Source organism: Sedimenticola selenatireducens DSM 17993 (assembly GCF_000428045.1).
In the GTDB taxonomy this organism is placed as follows: domain Bacteria; phylum Pseudomonadota; class Gammaproteobacteria; order Chromatiales; family Chromatiaceae; genus Sedimenticola; species Sedimenticola selenatireducens.
Genome location: NZ_ATZE01000007.1, coordinates 191,942 through 206,278, shown reverse-complemented (window position 1 = coordinate 206,278; position 14,337 = coordinate 191,942). Strand labels below are relative to the sequence as shown.

The 14,337-nt window shown below is 51.8% G+C and carries 21 protein-coding genes; 17 read left to right on the top strand and 4 right to left on the bottom strand.

Annotated features, from left to right (window positions below):
* The first annotated feature begins 125 nt into the window (after nucleotides 1–125).
* Entirely contained in the window at nucleotides 126–542 is a 417-nt protein-coding gene (locus A3GO_RS0106460) for an Lrp/AsnC family transcriptional regulator (protein ID WP_029132711.1), read from the top strand.
* Nucleotides 543–686: 144 nt separating this feature from the next.
* Nucleotides 687–941 carry a hypothetical protein gene (locus A3GO_RS0106455; RefSeq protein WP_029132710.1) on the top strand — a complete coding sequence of 85 codons (255 nt, stop codon included), beginning with the start codon at nucleotides 687–689 and terminating at the stop codon, nucleotides 939–941.
* 3 nt (nucleotides 942–944) lie between these two features.
* Here the strand turns inward: A3GO_RS0106455 and A3GO_RS0106450 are convergent, their stop codons facing one another.
* The 4 genes from A3GO_RS0106450 to A3GO_RS25225 all read right to left on the bottom strand — a co-directional run bounded on the left by A3GO_RS0106450 (nucleotide 945) and on the right by A3GO_RS25225 (nucleotide 3,660).
* Nucleotides 945–1,583: a LysE family translocator gene (locus A3GO_RS0106450; protein ID WP_029132709.1), complete on the bottom strand. Its 639-nt coding sequence runs from the start codon at nucleotides 1,581–1,583 to the stop codon at nucleotides 945–947.
* Nucleotides 1,584–2,136: 553 nt separating this feature from the next.
* A complete protein-coding gene (locus A3GO_RS0106445) occupies nucleotides 2,137–2,559 on the bottom strand; it encodes a hypothetical protein (protein ID WP_037374773.1) in 423 nt (140 codons plus the stop codon).
* Between the two features lie 40 nt (nucleotides 2,560–2,599).
* The gene (locus A3GO_RS0106440; RefSeq protein WP_029132707.1) at nucleotides 2,600–3,025 is read right to left on the bottom strand and encodes a hypothetical protein; all 426 of its coding nucleotides are present in this window, start codon (nucleotides 3,023–3,025) and stop codon (nucleotides 2,600–2,602) included.
* A 2-nt stretch (nucleotides 3,026–3,027) separates the two neighbouring features.
* Complete coding sequence (locus A3GO_RS25225) at nucleotides 3,028–3,660, bottom strand: helix-turn-helix domain-containing protein (protein ID WP_084609845.1); 633 nt, start codon at nucleotides 3,658–3,660, stop codon at nucleotides 3,028–3,030.
* Nucleotides 3,661–3,737: 77 nt separating this feature from the next.
* On the opposite strand from A3GO_RS25225, the gene A3GO_RS25685 reads away from it, so the two are divergent.
* The 15 genes from A3GO_RS25685 to A3GO_RS22810 all read left to right on the top strand — a co-directional run bounded on the left by A3GO_RS25685 (nucleotide 3,738) and on the right by A3GO_RS22810 (nucleotide 14,336).
* On the top strand, nucleotides 3,738–3,965 hold the full coding sequence (locus A3GO_RS25685; protein WP_084609843.1) for a helix-turn-helix domain-containing protein: 228 nt from the start codon (nucleotides 3,738–3,740) through the stop codon (nucleotides 3,963–3,965).
* Nucleotides 3,966–4,067: 102 nt separating this feature from the next.
* Nucleotides 4,068–4,547: a hypothetical protein gene (locus tag A3GO_RS0106430; RefSeq protein WP_029132706.1), complete on the top strand. Its 480-nt coding sequence runs from the start codon at nucleotides 4,068–4,070 to the stop codon at nucleotides 4,545–4,547.
* A 217-nt stretch (nucleotides 4,548–4,764) separates the two neighbouring features.
* Entirely contained in the window at nucleotides 4,765–5,172 is a 408-nt protein-coding gene (locus A3GO_RS0106420; RefSeq protein WP_029132704.1) for a hypothetical protein, read from the top strand.
* Nucleotides 5,165–5,485, top strand: a complete 321-nt coding sequence (locus A3GO_RS0106415) for a helix-turn-helix domain-containing protein (protein WP_029132703.1) — start codon at nucleotides 5,165–5,167, stop codon at nucleotides 5,483–5,485. The genes A3GO_RS0106420 and A3GO_RS0106415 overlap by 8 nt, the downstream gene beginning before the upstream one ends.
* Nucleotides 5,482–6,438: a hypothetical protein gene (locus tag A3GO_RS0106410; protein WP_029132702.1), complete on the top strand. Its 957-nt coding sequence runs from the start codon at nucleotides 5,482–5,484 to the stop codon at nucleotides 6,436–6,438. The genes A3GO_RS0106415 and A3GO_RS0106410 overlap by 4 nt, the downstream gene beginning before the upstream one ends.
* A gap of 320 nt (nucleotides 6,439–6,758) precedes the next feature.
* Nucleotides 6,759–8,195, top strand: coding sequence for a DDE-type integrase/transposase/recombinase (locus tag A3GO_RS0106405; RefSeq protein WP_051301895.1), 1,437 nt, complete (start codon nucleotides 6,759–6,761; stop codon nucleotides 8,193–8,195).
* Between the two features lie 18 nt (nucleotides 8,196–8,213).
* On the top strand, nucleotides 8,214–9,464 hold the full coding sequence (locus A3GO_RS0106400) for an ExeA family protein (RefSeq protein WP_084609841.1): 1,251 nt from the start codon (nucleotides 8,214–8,216) through the stop codon (nucleotides 9,462–9,464).
* A gap of 1 nt (nucleotide 9,465) precedes the next feature.
* A complete protein-coding gene (locus tag A3GO_RS0106395) occupies nucleotides 9,466–9,984 on the top strand; it encodes a hypothetical protein (RefSeq protein WP_169720372.1) in 519 nt (172 codons plus the stop codon).
* 4 nt (nucleotides 9,985–9,988) lie between these two features.
* Nucleotides 9,989–10,393 carry a regulatory protein GemA gene (locus A3GO_RS0106390; protein ID WP_029132698.1) on the top strand — a complete coding sequence of 135 codons (405 nt, stop codon included), beginning with the start codon at nucleotides 9,989–9,991 and terminating at the stop codon, nucleotides 10,391–10,393.
* Between the two features lie 235 nt (nucleotides 10,394–10,628).
* Nucleotides 10,629–11,111, top strand: a complete 483-nt coding sequence (locus tag A3GO_RS0106385; protein ID WP_157606740.1) for a hypothetical protein — start codon at nucleotides 10,629–10,631, stop codon at nucleotides 11,109–11,111.
* A 147-nt stretch (nucleotides 11,112–11,258) separates the two neighbouring features.
* On the top strand, nucleotides 11,259–11,678 hold the full coding sequence (locus tag A3GO_RS26050; protein WP_157606739.1) for a hypothetical protein: 420 nt from the start codon (nucleotides 11,259–11,261) through the stop codon (nucleotides 11,676–11,678).
* A complete protein-coding gene (locus A3GO_RS0106380; protein ID WP_029132696.1) occupies nucleotides 11,675–12,712 on the top strand; it encodes a hypothetical protein in 1,038 nt (345 codons plus the stop codon). Before A3GO_RS26050 ends, A3GO_RS0106380 begins: the two co-directional genes overlap by 4 nt.
* Nucleotides 12,713–12,766: 54 nt before the next feature.
* Nucleotides 12,767–13,042 carry a hypothetical protein gene (locus A3GO_RS0106375; protein WP_029132695.1) on the top strand — a complete coding sequence of 92 codons (276 nt, stop codon included), beginning with the start codon at nucleotides 12,767–12,769 and terminating at the stop codon, nucleotides 13,040–13,042.
* Between the two features lie 55 nt (nucleotides 13,043–13,097).
* Entirely contained in the window at nucleotides 13,098–13,820 is a 723-nt protein-coding gene (locus A3GO_RS25220) for a phage protease (protein WP_051301894.1), read from the top strand.
* Nucleotides 13,821–13,874: 54 nt separating this feature from the next.
* Nucleotides 13,875–14,336: a DUF6631 family protein gene (locus A3GO_RS22810; protein ID WP_157606738.1), complete on the top strand. Its 462-nt coding sequence runs from the start codon at nucleotides 13,875–13,877 to the stop codon at nucleotides 14,334–14,336.
* Nucleotide 14,337 lies beyond the last annotated feature (1 nt).

The window sequence follows — 14,337 nt, the reverse complement described above, 5'->3', positions numbered from 1 at the left end:
AAGGCCCTCACACCCCACAGCTGTAAACACGCCGGTTTTTGACCGTAAGATGTACATTATTCCCGTGAAATTAGCGGTCCAGAGAGTACTGGACGAAGAACCTGAAAACTCGCAATAATCCGGCTGTGGACAAATTTGACCGGCAGATCATCAATCGACTGAAACAGAACGCCCGCGAGTCACTGGCGGCCATCGGGCGTGATATCGGTCTCTCCCGTAGCGCCGTGGCCGAACGGATTCAGCGGCTGGAAGCACACGGGGTCATCCGCGGCTACACGCTGCGTCTGGGTGAGGTGGGCAAGAAAGCGGTGCAGGCCTACTTTCAACTCAGTTTTTCACCATTCAAGCTGGATGAACTGCTACCTGCGATCCAAACCATCCCTGAACTCTGTTACGGACATGCCTTGAGTGGCGAGGTGGATCTGATCCTGTTCGCAGAAACCGATTCGATGGAGCGCCTGAATCAGATACGCCGCCAGTTGGAACAGCTACCGGACCTGACCAGATTGATTACCTGTCCGGTACTGCAATCGATATCCTGATCTCCTGCAACTTCACCAACCCCGTGCGCATCCTCTGAAACTGGATCATCCACCGGTGCTATTCGGGGATTAACAGGGCTGATTGTTCATCGGTTGCCAATCGGGTTAATCTGAAAGTGGTCTTCAGGAACAGGCGGTCAATCTATGGATTTTCCCAGAACCCACGGCAGCGACCCGGAAAGCTCAGTAGTTGAGAAGCACTATGCGGTGATCTATGTACCGGGAAAAAAACGCGCCCGTTTTCCCGAGAACTGTGTCGAGATTATGGACTCGTACAGCAGCGCCATTGCTCAGGCGAATGTGCAAGAGCAGCGCTACCCGGCACTGGTGTATGGACCCTCCCGTTCATCCGAGGGATTCCGTCTGTTCTACCTGATCGAGTGGCTTGAAGAGGCCTGAGGGCTAGGAATCAAAACCGAGGCGTATGCCAAAGAAGACCATGACCGAACCGGTCAGGCTGTGAAAACAGCGCCCAACCCTGGGACGGGAGAGCCAGATGGCGGCCCGCCCCACCATCAGCACCAGTATCAGTTGCCAAATATTGGCGATGATGAAATGCAGCCCGGCCAGGAACAGGGATTTGGCCAGCGCCGGATCGCCCGGCTGGATGAACTGGGGTAGAAACGCCATATAGAAGATGACTGTCTTGGGGTTCAGCACATTGGAGAGAAAACCTTCACGCAGTGAGGTCCAGGCGGCCACCTGGCGGTGCTTTACCCTGCCCGTTTCAAACTTCAGGCCACTTTCGCCACGATAGGCGGAATACAGACTCCTGGCGCCGAGCCAGACCAGGTAACCGGCGCCCGCCAGCTTCAGCAGGGAGAACATCCAGGCCGACTGCATCAGGATCAGGGAGATGCCCCCGGCGGAGACGGCCGCATGTACGAACAGGCCCAGACAGATGGCAAAACTGGTCAACACACCATCCCTGAAACCGCCACGCACGGTATTCCTGATCACCAGCAGGGTATCCACCCCGGGCGATACCGTGAGCAAGGTAATGGCCAGCAGATAGGCCCAGAGATAGTTGTCAAAAAACATATAATATATTTTTTAATTCAAACAGTTACGCGAAATAAAATCGACCGGCATTCTAGCATGGGCAGTTGCAGCTGATACAAACTATTTCAACCTACGGGGGAGGAGTCAAGCCATCCCCTGGCCGACAATCGGTAATACACTTGACTCCGCCCCTTCACCGCCCGCTTCTATCCGCCGCCTTGATAAGCCTGAATGCCTCTACTCAACCGAGAAGCACGCGAAGAGATGCCATGGCTTCTCTGCATTTCCGGCCCAATCCGGCAGGTGAGGTGGTGAATCATGAGAACACGAGTCGTTGTCTTCCTTCGTGTTCTTTGCGTCCTTGGCGGTTGAAACAGGGTGTTTGTTATTAAGATAATACTAAGGGATGTTTAAGATAAACGGGATATGCCGGGATTAGTCGAGTTATAACGGGATCGCATAGTGAAAAACAGGTTACAAAATAAAAAACAGCCGAAAGAGTGTGTATTCTGACCCTAAACTATCTGTTACACAGGCCGACACCGCCTACTGAAAACTAGAATTCAAAACAGACTCTGGCCCAATTTTGGGCCTACCTTGAACCGATCACGCTTGTTGCCACAAATGCCAGGCCGAGAAATCCCCCAATAAAAGTTACGAGCCCAATTGTAGCAAGTAGCCAAATAATCAAATCAGCCACACCTGGACCATGCGGTACATCCTGGCGTTTTCCTTGCAGCTTCTGGCGCCAGGTCTCAGCAAAGAAATAATCTCTAGTAATAATGGTGAATAGCATCAGAACGAGAGAAACGATGGTTATCGCCAAACACCACCATGCAACTTTAAGTGATGCAGCCAAGAAAGGATCTACATCCTGCATTAGGGAGTTTGTAAATATCCCTATCGAGATCGATAGCCCACCGCCAGCAATAATAAATACAGCTCTCGCCAATGAGTCAGTGCGTGCACGGACATCTACCTGGTGTGAGTTAAATTGTATGTATTCTTCTTCCATTATTTAGATTGGTTGAACTCTCTGGTATAAGTCGCCAGCGCTACCGCACTCCATAGCCTCTTAGGAGCCTGTGAATAAGATTTAGCTTCAATAACTGATCCCGGATCACCTCGCCTTCACGTTGGACTAGCCAGACCAAGAAAAAAGCCGGAAAGACAAAAAAGAACACCGTTGCAAGCCACATTCCTGTATAGCCGATTGGCAGGTATAGAGCGCATACAGCATATACAATAAGACCTGCGGTAACAGCTGCCAGTTGCCAACTGAGAAATATGGCTTTTCGAGCATCCTTGAGGATCTTCTTGGTATGTACCCTTTCGGCTATCAATTCGTCAGGTGTGCATTCATTTAGAGGTTTTGGACAGCTTTTTTCATTGACTTGATTGATTACGATATCGCGGCCGGCAGCGTAATTTCCGTTCCCTTCGTTTTGCTGAGAAATTTCTTGCTGGCCCTGTTTATCCATGTTTAATCCTTATTCTTAGGATTAGTAATATCTCTACCAGCAACTTGGTTATTTTCTCCATTAATTGTTTGTTGAACAGTGGACGTGCCGGCCTCCATTCCAATCTCAAGCTCGTTAATTCTTTCGTTCAAAACCTTCTGAAGTTTATTTTTGTGTTCTGGATCAGAGGGTTCCCAATTCTCAATATTGGTTAGTACATTTTTTATAGTGGAAATGCTTAGCATACGGACTGTGCTAGCGATAACTTTTGTTCGTTCTTCGACGTTTGTAACTAGATGTGCCTGGTTGTAAATCATTACTGCATAGTGGCAAAAAACATCATAATTTACCTTTCTTAATTCGCTTTCCTCAGACGCCAAAGCAGAAACTACTTCGTTAAATAGTTCTTCGTCGATAGGGTCTGTAGCCTTATCCCTCCCTCCTTTACCCAGCAATAGATAATCCAAAGAGATATCGTTCCTCTCTGCAAATTGAAGGAACTTTTCATAGGGAATTGCCCCTCTTTTTCTTGAATTACCAATGGCTTGGGGTGTAACCCCAAGTGCCTTAGCAATAGCCGAATCGCTACGAGCCCCTGAGATTTCCATAAAGCGGGACAAGATTTTTCCAATTTCAGGCATTTTTTGTTGACTCATTTAAACTATATGTTTAATATTTCAACTAATAGTTGTATTTAATGGCTTTACTAAACACTATCATGAGGTAATTCAACATGGACATCAATACAGCAACCCCAGGCATTGATCTCCACCTAAAAGTTCGTGCGAACTTTATTACCCAAGGAACCACCTTTTCCGCTTGGTGTCGTGAGCATGGCGTCAACAATGGCAATGCGCGTGCGGCCTTAATTGGCTCTTGGGATGGCCCCAAAGGCCGCGCTCTGCGTGAAAAACTTCTTGAAGCATCTGGTGTCATTGGCTCTTCCTCTGCCGCTGCCTGATCACGATGAATTCCTTTGTCTTTAAACATATGTCGTTTCTGGCTCGTTGCGTAGAGGCACGGACAGGCTTTGTTTGGAGGCTTCGCTTTGGAGGGCTTTCCAATGACCAGGCGTAGTTGGAAGAACAGGCAACCGACATCCCTGCGCCAGGCCATGGAGTGGTGCCTGGAGTATGCGCGTGAGCGACACAACCGCTCTGTGGACCGGGTGGCAGAGCTGATGGGGCTGGCCTCACGCTGGACCTTATATAAGTGGCTGGAGTCCGGTCGACTACCGGCCATCCTGATCCGGCCGTTTGAGGAAGCATGCGGGATTACCTACGTCACCCGCTTTATCGGGCATTCCGCTCACAAGCTCCTGATCGATATCCCCACTGGCCGCAATGCGACCGCCAAGGACATCAATGGACTGCAGGCGTCCTGCACCGAGGTGGTGGGCAAGCTCCTGGCCTTTTATGAAGGCAAGGTCGGCACCGAGGAGACGCTTGCCACGCTCCACACGACCATGGAACAGCTGGCCTACCAGCAACGAACTGTGGAGAAACATCAGCAACCGGAACTTGGATTTGGAGGTAAGAAATGAGGCCAACGACGATCAGGCCAGGCGAACGATTAGTCGTGCGGACTGGGCTGGGGACTAAAACAGCTTTCTTCGTGCGCCGGGTGCCGGCGCAGTGTGGGCGCAAGGCTGTGAATTACCTGCGTTTCCCAGCTTTCGCTGGAATGGATGGACCGGAGGATGAAGGTGTCTGTGAGATGAGCGACTACGACGTGTCACGCAGGGTTGAGAGGGCGAAATAATGAACAATCTTCACAGGGTGCAGCGACTTTCTGAAATCGAGATTCGCCGAAAGGCACGCGACATTGTGGCGGCGCTGATTGATGTTGCCGGCATGGACGCCATGATGATCGTCAACCAGGCGCTATCGATCATACTGCGGGAGAGCCTGACCGTATCACCGCCCCCCGGTTCCCAGGTATACCCCTTCAACCCCAACCTGATTCGTCGCGGTCGGGTTTCAAAAATTGATGCGGACCCCGCGGTGAAGGCATTTATTCACAGCCTCCCGGTTTATCACGGAGTGGCTCGAATCTCAGCCCTGTGCGTGGAGCGATTCGGAAAAGCGCGTGCTCCCAGCAAAAACACCGTGCATCGGTACCTGCAGAAGCTTTCAAAACGTTACCCAAAGGGGAAAACCAGTGAGTGAGATTACCCAATCCGTACACAAGGCTGGGAAGGTCCTGGAATGCCTGTTCGAGGACGATTTCAAAGGCAAGACGATCAAGGAGATCTGGGATCTAACCGGCGTCGATCCCCAGTCGGCTCGGCGCTCGCTGTTGACTTGGGAGGCACTGGGATGGGTGGTTGAAACGCCTGTCTCAGGGGGCAAGGCGTCGCGTTGGATTGTGGCCGAAAAGCTCGCCAACATCTCTGCCAGCTACAGGCGGACGGCCCTTGAGCAAATCCATTTGATCGAAGAGAACTACAAGCGAATTACGGGTGAGGAGTTGCGTGCATGAGTAACGAGAACAAAAGCATGGATATGGGAGACATCAAGCGTCGTAAGGAGCGTGCGGAAACTGAACTGGATATTGCAACTACCAAGCAAGTTATCAAGGCCCAGAACGAGCATGCTGCCTCGGGATACTCGGATGCCCGTGACCTGATCAATCAGATGATTGGCCGGCAGCAGATTCTTGGCGGTATCCATAGACTGGTAACCGCTACCATGGTGGCGGAATGGAAAAAAATAAAGGAAAACAAGTTATATCAAGCACTTAATGGATCTTCGCTAACGCTTGCAAGCGGAGAAGTGGTAACGGTTACCACTTGGGATGACTGTTGCCGGTACATATTCGGGTATTCCAGGGAGCATGTGAACGAGAAGATCACCCAGTTTGATAAGTTTGGTCCCGAAGTCTTTGAAGGCATGACCCAGCTCGGCATAACCGGAAGGATGAGTCGCGCACTTCGCATTGCTGCCAACACAGATGGTAGTGCCGAAGACGAGATCCGTCAGGCGATCATAGAAGGTGACAAGGAAACGCTCCTAGATATCGTGGGCGCGATGAGCGCCAAGCACGCCGAGGAGAAGGAGAGCCTGGAGCAGCGCGCTAAGGATCTGCAGGGCGAGCTGGAGGCATCGCGCCGCATCGTCTCCGACCACCGCAAAGAGACCGACGATCTGAAGGCCAAGCTCTACAAGGCCGAATCGCTCACGCCCGATCAGCGTGCCGGTGAGCTGTCCGAGCGCCTGAACAAGGAGGTGTTTCTCGTCAAGAGCGCCATGCTGGGGCCGCGTGCAGCCATCAAGGAGATTCTCGATTGGGAGGAGGCACCGCGGGACCTGCGCCATGCCTGCGCCCAAGCCCTCGCCCGTTTGCGGATCGTTCTGGATGAAATTCAGGTTGACCTTCAGCTAGACCCGGTGGATCTCGATTACGACGATTCCTGGATGAATGATACGGAGTAACGGTCATGGAATTGACGGCGGACGAAAGGCGATACCTCGTAGACGTTGCGATGAGGCTCGGGCAAGCGCCGCGAGGCCAGCGAAGCGAGATCACCGACCGCGCTGCTGCATTTTTAAAATGCTCCAGGGATTGGGTATACCGGGGCCTGAAGGAAATCGGGTGGGAGTCAGGGCGCAAGCGTCGGGACGATGCAGGAAAAAGCTGCGTTTCTCTCGAAGAAGCCAAAGCGGTGGCGACACTCATGGCTGAGTCGGCCCGAGCCAACGGAAAACGCCTCCTTTCCGCATCGACCGCAATCGAGATTGCTAAGGAGAACGGAATGATCAAATCCAATGCGTCTTCAGGTACCTACCTGCGGACAATGCGCAACAGCGGATGTCACCCCGACCAGCTTACGCGTCCGACGCCCCATACCGAGATGCGCAGCCTGCACCCCAACCACGTCTGGCAGTTCGATGTATCGGTCTGTGTCCTGTACTACCTGGATAAGGGTGGCTTGGCGGTCATGGATGAGAAGCGCTTCTACAAGAACAAACCTGCTAACGTGGCGCGTGTCGCCAAGCAACGTGTGCTGCGCTACCTGGTCACTGACCACTTTACCGGCACCCTTTATGTCCATTACTTTCAGGCGGCAGGTGAAGATCAGGAAACGCTGTTCGAGTTTCTGATGACGGCGTTTGCCGAGCGCCCCCATGAGCAAGACCCGTTCCACGGGGTACCGCTCATGCTGGTATGGGATGCCGGCAGCGCCAACCAGTCCTATCTGATCCGCAATCTGTTGGACCGCCTCCAGGTCAAGCATTGGGCGCACGAACCGGGCCGGCCCCGCGCCAAGGGCCAGGTGGAGAAGACCCACGACCTGATCGAGCGTGACTTCGAGGGACGGCTATTTCTTGTGAACATCCAGAGCATCGAAGAGCTGAATGCCAAGGCGCATGCCTGGATGCGGGCATATAACGCTAACCGGATTCATCGGCGCACCGGCACCACCCGCTATGGTCTTTGGCAGACCATCCGCGCCGAGCAGCTACGGATTTGCCCTCCTCGCGAACTCTGTGAGCAACTGCTTTCCACGAAACCGGAGACCCGCCAGGTCAAAGGCAACCTGGTGGTGACCTATGCGATGAAGGGATGTGCGCCAGAAACCTACTCGGTGGAGCATGTGCCAGGCGTGCGTGTCGGTGAATCCGTGAGTGTGTGTGTTAACCCCTACCAGGCCCCTAATATTCTGGTTCTACTTGAGGATGAGGATGGTCAGGAAGTGGCATATGAGTGCGCACCGCAGGGGCACAATGAAGCGGGTTTTCCCGTCGATGCCCCGATCTTCGGCGAGAGCTACGCAGCCAAGCCAGACACAGACACAGACCGCCACCGGAAGCAAATGGCAAAAGATGCCTACGGGGCAGAAACCCAACAAGAGGTGGACCTCGCCCGTGCTCGACGCGAGCCTGCCTTTGGGGGCAAGGTGGACCCATTCAGCTACTTGGAAGACCAGGTAGTGGCCAGCTATATGCGCCGTCCCGGAACCGAACTTGATTTGCCACACGCGGTTCACCCCGAGCGGCAGCCGCTGAGCATTATCGAGGCGCTGAAACGCTTGCGGGCCCGTCTCGACCGTCCGCTCACCAAGGCCGAGAGCGCCGCCGTTCGTGAGACCTACCCCAATGGGGTGCCGGAAGATGAGCTGGAGCGGATAGCAGCTTGGATGGAGGGAAAGACCTTACCCGATGCCGAGTTGTCTGTTACCGCGTCATAACCAAGGGAGGACCGACACATGCATAGTAGGAAACTGTACGAGGAAGGATGGGAAGCACATCGGAGGCGCAAGCCTACCCCGCTGAAGTGTAAGCGAATATTGGGGGCGATCTGCGTACCGCAGAGCGAGTTGGCGCGTTACCTGGTTCTGGCCAAAGGAGCGCATCCCAGCGAGGCCACATTGGCCCAGATACTCAACCGTGATCTCTGGCCGGCCAGATCACCAAAAAGTTTGTTGCAGCAGCAGATCAGGGCGTTCCTTCGCCATCAGGGCGTTTCTGAGGAGGATATTGAAGTGGCATTCGAGATCGATGAAGAGGACCGATACCAACCGCGCTCGACCCACCAAGACCTTGCGCGGATTGATATCGCCCCCGCTCCGACCGCAGACGAAGATCAACTACCGGAGACCGTTATGCTATCACAAATTGCACGAAACCATTTTCGGCTGTTTCGCAGCCCGTTCCAGGACGATGTACAGGGGCCAGATGACGTGTTTCTGGCACCCGATCAGCGCTATATCCGTGAGTACATGTTCAACACTGCCAGGCACGGCGGCTTCCTGGCAGTAGTTGGGGAGTCAGGCGCTGGGAAGAGCGTGCTACGCCGCGACCTCATCGACCGTATTTACCGCGAGGGGCACGAGATCACACCGATCCTGCCGCGCATCATCGACAAGGCGCGACTGACCGCCGGCGCAGTATGCGACGCTATCATCGAAGACATCTCTCAGGAGCGGCCTCGGCGCTCACTCGAGGCAAAGGGTAGGCAGATTGAGCAACTGCTGACCGGTTCAAGCCGTAGCGGAAGCAGCCATGTGCTTATTATTGAGGAGGCGCACGATCTGACCGTCCACACGCTGAAGTACTTGAAGCGATTTTGGGAGCTGGAAGATGGCTTCCGGCGTTTGCTATCGATCATTCTCATCGGCCAATCAGAACTGAAGTCGAAGCTTGACGAGCGACAGAACTGGCAGGCCCGTGAGGTGATCAGGCGCATCGAGGTTGCCGAGCTAGTGCCATTGAACAGCAACCTGGAGGAGTACCTTGGCCTGAAGTTCAAGCGCATGGATAAGTCGCTAACCGACGTGTTTGAGGCCGATGCCTTCGAGGCCATACGAAAACGACTGACCCTACGCCACCGTAACGGCCGCGACACCATTTCCATGCTCTACCCCCTGGTGGTCAACAATCTGGTGGTCAAGTGTATGAACCTTGCCGCAGAAATTGGCGAGGGAAAAATCACTGCTGATGTGGTTGCGGGGGTATAAAGTGAATAAGGTAAGTAGTGTTGAGCAGAGTGAGGACATGGGCTGGAGCCTAAGAAATAAGATCTATCAATTGACGGCCTTGCTGAAAATAGTCGAGGAACTGGAATGCTTAAACACCATTGGCACAGCTGACCTGGAGGATGTCCGGCAGTTAATTGGCCTGGCTAGTGATGTGGCGCAAAGCGCCGAATCTGGTATTGATCAGTTCTATGATGCCTTCGGATCGTTGAAAGACCGCTTATTAAGTTACCCACAGGAAGGCGATCGACTCCCTGGTGAGTTGCTGCTTGATCTGCTGAAGGTTGTTTCTTCAGAAAGTGCAAGCGCCTCGGGGATTGCTACGGCAGCTTCGGATCTGGCCAATTTTACTGATTCGGATCAGTCACTGAAGCCGGCACTGGAGTTTCTGATGGATAGAATCCGTGAACTTGGCTATATCCCGAATCTTGTACGGCATCAGAATATTGGGTGGCGCGTAGAGATACGGCCAGCCCAGAAAGCGGGTCCGCATGGAGAGTAAAGAGATGTCAATATCCAATGCAAAACTGGGGCTGGTACATGTGGCGAAGAATCAGTTGCATATGAGTGAAAACGCCTACCGGACGCTGCTGCGCAATACGGCGGGAGTTGGCAGCGCCAAGGAACTGGACAGCAGAGGCTTCGAGCAAGTGATGGGCCGCTTCGAGGCGCTGGGGTTCAAATCACTCCGATGCAAACGCAACTTCGGCCATCGCCCTGGCATGGCCAGCCCTAAGCAGCTGGAGTTGATCGTGGGGCTGTGGAAGCAGTATGCGAACGACCCAAGCGAACGGAGTTTGAACCATTGGTTGGAACGTCGTTTTCACGCGAGCAACATCCGGTTCATGAGCTTGGATGTGGCTGGCAAGGCCATAGTTGCGCTGAAGCGTATGACTTCCCGTAGCAAATGAGGGGGGAGACGCTGAGCGGTGATATAAGCCGTTTTGCGTGGTATACCTATACCACGGCATAGCTTGAAGCCAGTTAAACGATTAGCGGTGAATTTAAATGGCATCCTGGGCCCTGAACGCCTTGTCAAACGAGTCGTTATGTTATCGGAAAGGGATTAAGCCTCTGACATGCTTGCAGGGTGAGCTTGTTGAGACGGTACGCAGCCCTTACCAACAACGACTAGGAAAGGTCGCATTGACGGGCATCAGGGCAATACTGGATCGTGTAGGCAAGGAGCCAATTAGTGGAACCGTGATCCGGGGCGAACAAGAGAGCAGTCATATGGGTTTTTCTTTCTCATTCGATGATGCAAGGGAGCAAGTCAGAATCGCCAGGTGCTACCTTCAGAATGGAAGTGGCATGAACTGGGTCGGGGATCGGCTCTTGTCAGCCCGCGCATATGCCATTGACGCCTGGCTGGCTGCTCATGGGCACCCTGCCACAGGTTCATTCGGGGATAGCTATATCGTTTTCATCGAGAAGTCCTCCAATGAGCTTGCCGACAGGGTGAGTGAATTGAGTGCCGGGTGGGCATTGCTGGATTACCAACTTCTTGGCGATCCAGAAGGGATGATTGATACTTTACCACTCCAAGAGTGGAAAATATTAGCTGCTGAATATCTCGATTTAGCAGATCAATTGATTGCTTATCTCCGATCTGATGGCGAGGATTTCTGACGGAGCATTTTCCGCTTTACAAGAGTTGTTCTTTCCTCTCTTTCGCTCTTCACGTCTCTCTATAATCACACCCGGACCGTGGTCCGCCTTAGGACAGTTGTCCGGGGGATGTATCATTTATTTGCACACGGTAAAGCGGAGCGGTAAATGTTCGAAATAGCCAATATCCCCGATGATAAATTGAGATCGTTGCTTCCTAATGGCATCAAGAATCTTCTGGGGAAAAGGGTATCCCTCTCAGGAATCCTTTGGCTGATTAAAACATATGGCGGGACTGATATATACATTCCAAGTAGCACATCGGATGCATCAGCTCGTTTTACTGGATTGAGTTCCACGGATATCCATCATCTGTGTCAATTAGCTGGAGGAACGGATATAAAAATCCCCTCAGGCGTAAGAATTAAGCAATATCTCTTTTCAAATCGGGTTGTAGAGATGAGAAAGGCAGGCATCTCAGAAAGAGATGTCGCGCTCGCGTTAGGTATTGCTGATCGATCTGTCAGGCGAATAGTTCAACAGGCTGACTGGAGATTAAGTATTAAACAAACACAGGAACCCCAATGAAAAACCTCACATCACAGCAGGAAAATTCACAGAAGGCGTATCAGTCTCTCATTGAAACAATGGCGAATAAGCAAACACTTGAAAAGCGGAAAGCTGAATTGAAATCAGCTGTCGGTAATAAAGGCATTAGTGTACGTGGATTGGAGACATCATTAAGAGACGTCAGGAATGCAATCAAGGGTAATCTGAACAGCAATACTGAAGACAGTCGTGCTTTGCTGACGAAATATCAAAATGATGAAAAAGCCATCGCCTTGGAGTTGAGCCGATTACGGGATTCAATACAGGAGGCTACTGATGAAATGGCCGCCATTGACAAAAAGCTTAACTTTCTTGGCCAAGGTGCATCTGCAGATGAAGTCGCCGTGCATCAATCAATCATAATCGATTTATCTGAAAAGATTCAGCAGCTCCAAGAGTTGATAGATGAACAACATGGGTTCGTTGGGAATGCCAGGGATGGCTTTTTTGACCTTGCCGATTTACACCAAAAAAGAGATGACTTGCTGGCTGATATCGCTCTGGGTGAGGCAACCCAAGAACAGCTTGATCCAATTGATGCTGAAATTGCAAAAATGGAGCAAGCAAATGCAGAGCAGCAGGCTGAAAAAGAAAAACTGGCGGCCCGTGCCAACCAGGTGATTTCCGGATTAGTTCGAAAGCAGCAAGTATTGAAGCTAGACCTGGAAAAGCTTGAACGGGTAACACCAAAAATCATGGATCAGTTTCTAATGAATGAGGCAGCAGCTGTTGCCAAGGTTTATCAGGAACAAGCAAAGCAGGCCATTGTATCGTTGACACGCCTTGCAGCCCTTGAGCGACTGATTACAGAGCAGGGTGAGCGCTCTGCGCCTATTTTTCTGACCGGAAACGAGCGGCAAACATTTATTCCAGACAGTCTGATTAATCCGGTGGCACCGACAGTAGGACCAGGGATTCTTTTCAAAGGTCTCTATCCAAACTCTGATCTAGTGATTGATGCAGTAAAGGCGGAGCGTGAGCGGTTTGAAGCCATGGGTATCTGCTGGCCATAAACTAACCTGTCACATTGCCATTTTATCACAAACACCATTTTAGGAGATTGAAGAATGCCCGTACCCGCTGAGTTAACCGATGCGCTGAATGCCGCTGCAATCGCGCGAGCCAATGCAGAAATGAGAGTCTTTATTCTCGAAGATAAAGTGCTTGCCGCCCGTGGTGCTGACAAGGACGACCCTAAGTATCCACAGTATAAGAATGAATACAAAGAGGCGCTCGGTATTGCCCAACAGGCCAAGGGAGCAATGGGGCCAGCGAGGAGCGCACTGAGGGCCTATTACCAGGAAAACCCTGCCGATCTCGATGCGCTGTTCGGTATCGTATGACGGTGATACAGAAAAATGCGCGGGCCAGTACAGGAATTGACGAAGGTATAGGAACATGAAAAATGCTTACTCACCATTGATCGGCTTCGCCAGCTGCTCCCTGGCACCCAATGACCAAGACAAAGCATTCCAGATTGTTCCTCTTGGCGACTTTAGGGCAAGTGATGGGCGGCCAAGAGATATACCGACTTGGCGTCTGACGTTGGCCAATGCATTGAATGTGATTCGGAAGGTTCGTAGTCGGAGGAAACCACTTCTCATTGACTATGAACACCAGACCCTTGAATCAGCTAAAAATGGCCTCCCTGCACCGGCTGCAGGCTGGATAAAGGATTTGGAACTGAAAGAGAATCGGGGCATCTATGCGGTAGGTACCGAATGGACGCCCAAAGCAAAAGCCTATCTCAAGGCGAAAGAGTATCGCTACATCTCGCCTGTCTTTTCCTATAGCAAGAAAACAGGTGAAGTGCTGGATATTTTGCACATTGCACTCACAAACACGCCTGCACTTTCCAGCTTGCCGGAAATACCCATTACAGCAGCAGCCAAGTCACAAGGAAATGTCATTGAAACATTAAAGCCAACCCTTGGAAAGGAGGAGATTGCCATCTGCTCAATGATGGGAATCAGTACTGAAGAGTATGCCAGGCAAAAGGAAATCGATAGTTACTGCGTCGATAGCTCTGCCCTTGCATCATGCTATGGAGTTACCGAAGTCGAGCTGGAGATATGCCAGCAACTTGGTTTATCGCCTGATGAATACGCACTTTCTAAGTGAGCCGGATTTACGGTCGCGCCGTTTAGTCTATTTATCTAATCCTATGAGAATGACATGACGACATCGCCTCAAGAAGAACTGGAAATATTGATTCCGGACCGAGACATTACATTAACCACCGGAGAAACTGTTACGGTCCGTGAATTTCGCTTTTATGAATCACTCAAGCTTGAACCAACGGCGATGCCGATTATCCAGTCATTTGCCGATATTGGTGAAGACTGGGAGACAATCGATATAAACCGTCTGTTATCTGTTTTTTCAAGTCATGCGGAGGAATTCACTCAACTCTTGGCGGCTTCGGTTAACCGTGAGGTGGATTGGGTAAAAGGGCTTTCCGATAAAGACGGTACGATTTTGTCCACCACTTTCTGGAGTGTGAATCAGAGTTTTTTCGTCCGCCGCCTGTTGGCGCTGCTGGTGCCCAAGATGAGGAATCGACAGGCGGAAAATCACTCGGATGGGGATCCGTCTTCGCCACACTCATCGCCCACGGCCATGCAAAAGAGCAGTTGAA

Excerpts from the sequence above, each read along its gene's own strand:
- A3GO_RS0106455 (WP_029132710.1), top strand. The coding sequence starts at position 687 with ATGGATTTTCCCAGAACCCACGGCAGCGACCCGGAAAGCTCAGTAGTT.
- A3GO_RS0106450 (WP_029132709.1), bottom strand. The coding sequence starts at position 1,583 with ATGTTTTTTGACAACTATCTCTGGGCCTATCTGCTGGCCATTACCTTG.
- A3GO_RS0106445 (WP_037374773.1), bottom strand. The coding sequence starts at position 2,559 with ATGGAAGAAGAATACATACAATTTAACTCACACCAGGTAGATGTCCGT.
- A3GO_RS0106440 (WP_029132707.1), bottom strand. The coding sequence starts at position 3,025 with ATGGATAAACAGGGCCAGCAAGAAATTTCTCAGCAAAACGAAGGGAAC.
- A3GO_RS25225 (WP_084609845.1), bottom strand. The coding sequence starts at position 3,660 with ATGAGTCAACAAAAAATGCCTGAAATTGGAAAAATCTTGTCCCGCTTT.
- A3GO_RS25685 (WP_084609843.1), top strand. The coding sequence starts at position 3,738 with ATGGACATCAATACAGCAACCCCAGGCATTGATCTCCACCTAAAAGTT.
- A3GO_RS0106430 (WP_029132706.1), top strand. The coding sequence starts at position 4,068 with ATGACCAGGCGTAGTTGGAAGAACAGGCAACCGACATCCCTGCGCCAG.
- A3GO_RS0106420 (WP_029132704.1), top strand. The coding sequence starts at position 4,765 with ATGAACAATCTTCACAGGGTGCAGCGACTTTCTGAAATCGAGATTCGC.
- A3GO_RS0106410 (WP_029132702.1), top strand. The coding sequence starts at position 5,482 with ATGAGTAACGAGAACAAAAGCATGGATATGGGAGACATCAAGCGTCGT.
- A3GO_RS0106405 (WP_051301895.1), top strand. The coding sequence starts at position 6,759 with ATGATCAAATCCAATGCGTCTTCAGGTACCTACCTGCGGACAATGCGC.
- A3GO_RS0106400 (WP_084609841.1), top strand. The coding sequence starts at position 8,214 with ATGCATAGTAGGAAACTGTACGAGGAAGGATGGGAAGCACATCGGAGG.
- A3GO_RS0106390 (WP_029132698.1), top strand. The coding sequence starts at position 9,989 with ATGTCAATATCCAATGCAAAACTGGGGCTGGTACATGTGGCGAAGAAT.
- A3GO_RS26050 (WP_157606739.1), top strand. The coding sequence starts at position 11,259 with ATGTTCGAAATAGCCAATATCCCCGATGATAAATTGAGATCGTTGCTT.
- A3GO_RS0106380 (WP_029132696.1), top strand. The coding sequence starts at position 11,675 with ATGAAAAACCTCACATCACAGCAGGAAAATTCACAGAAGGCGTATCAG.
- A3GO_RS0106375 (WP_029132695.1), top strand. The coding sequence starts at position 12,767 with ATGCCCGTACCCGCTGAGTTAACCGATGCGCTGAATGCCGCTGCAATC.
- A3GO_RS25220 (WP_051301894.1), top strand. The coding sequence starts at position 13,098 with ATGAAAAATGCTTACTCACCATTGATCGGCTTCGCCAGCTGCTCCCTG.
- A3GO_RS22810 (WP_157606738.1), top strand. The coding sequence starts at position 13,875 with ATGACGACATCGCCTCAAGAAGAACTGGAAATATTGATTCCGGACCGA.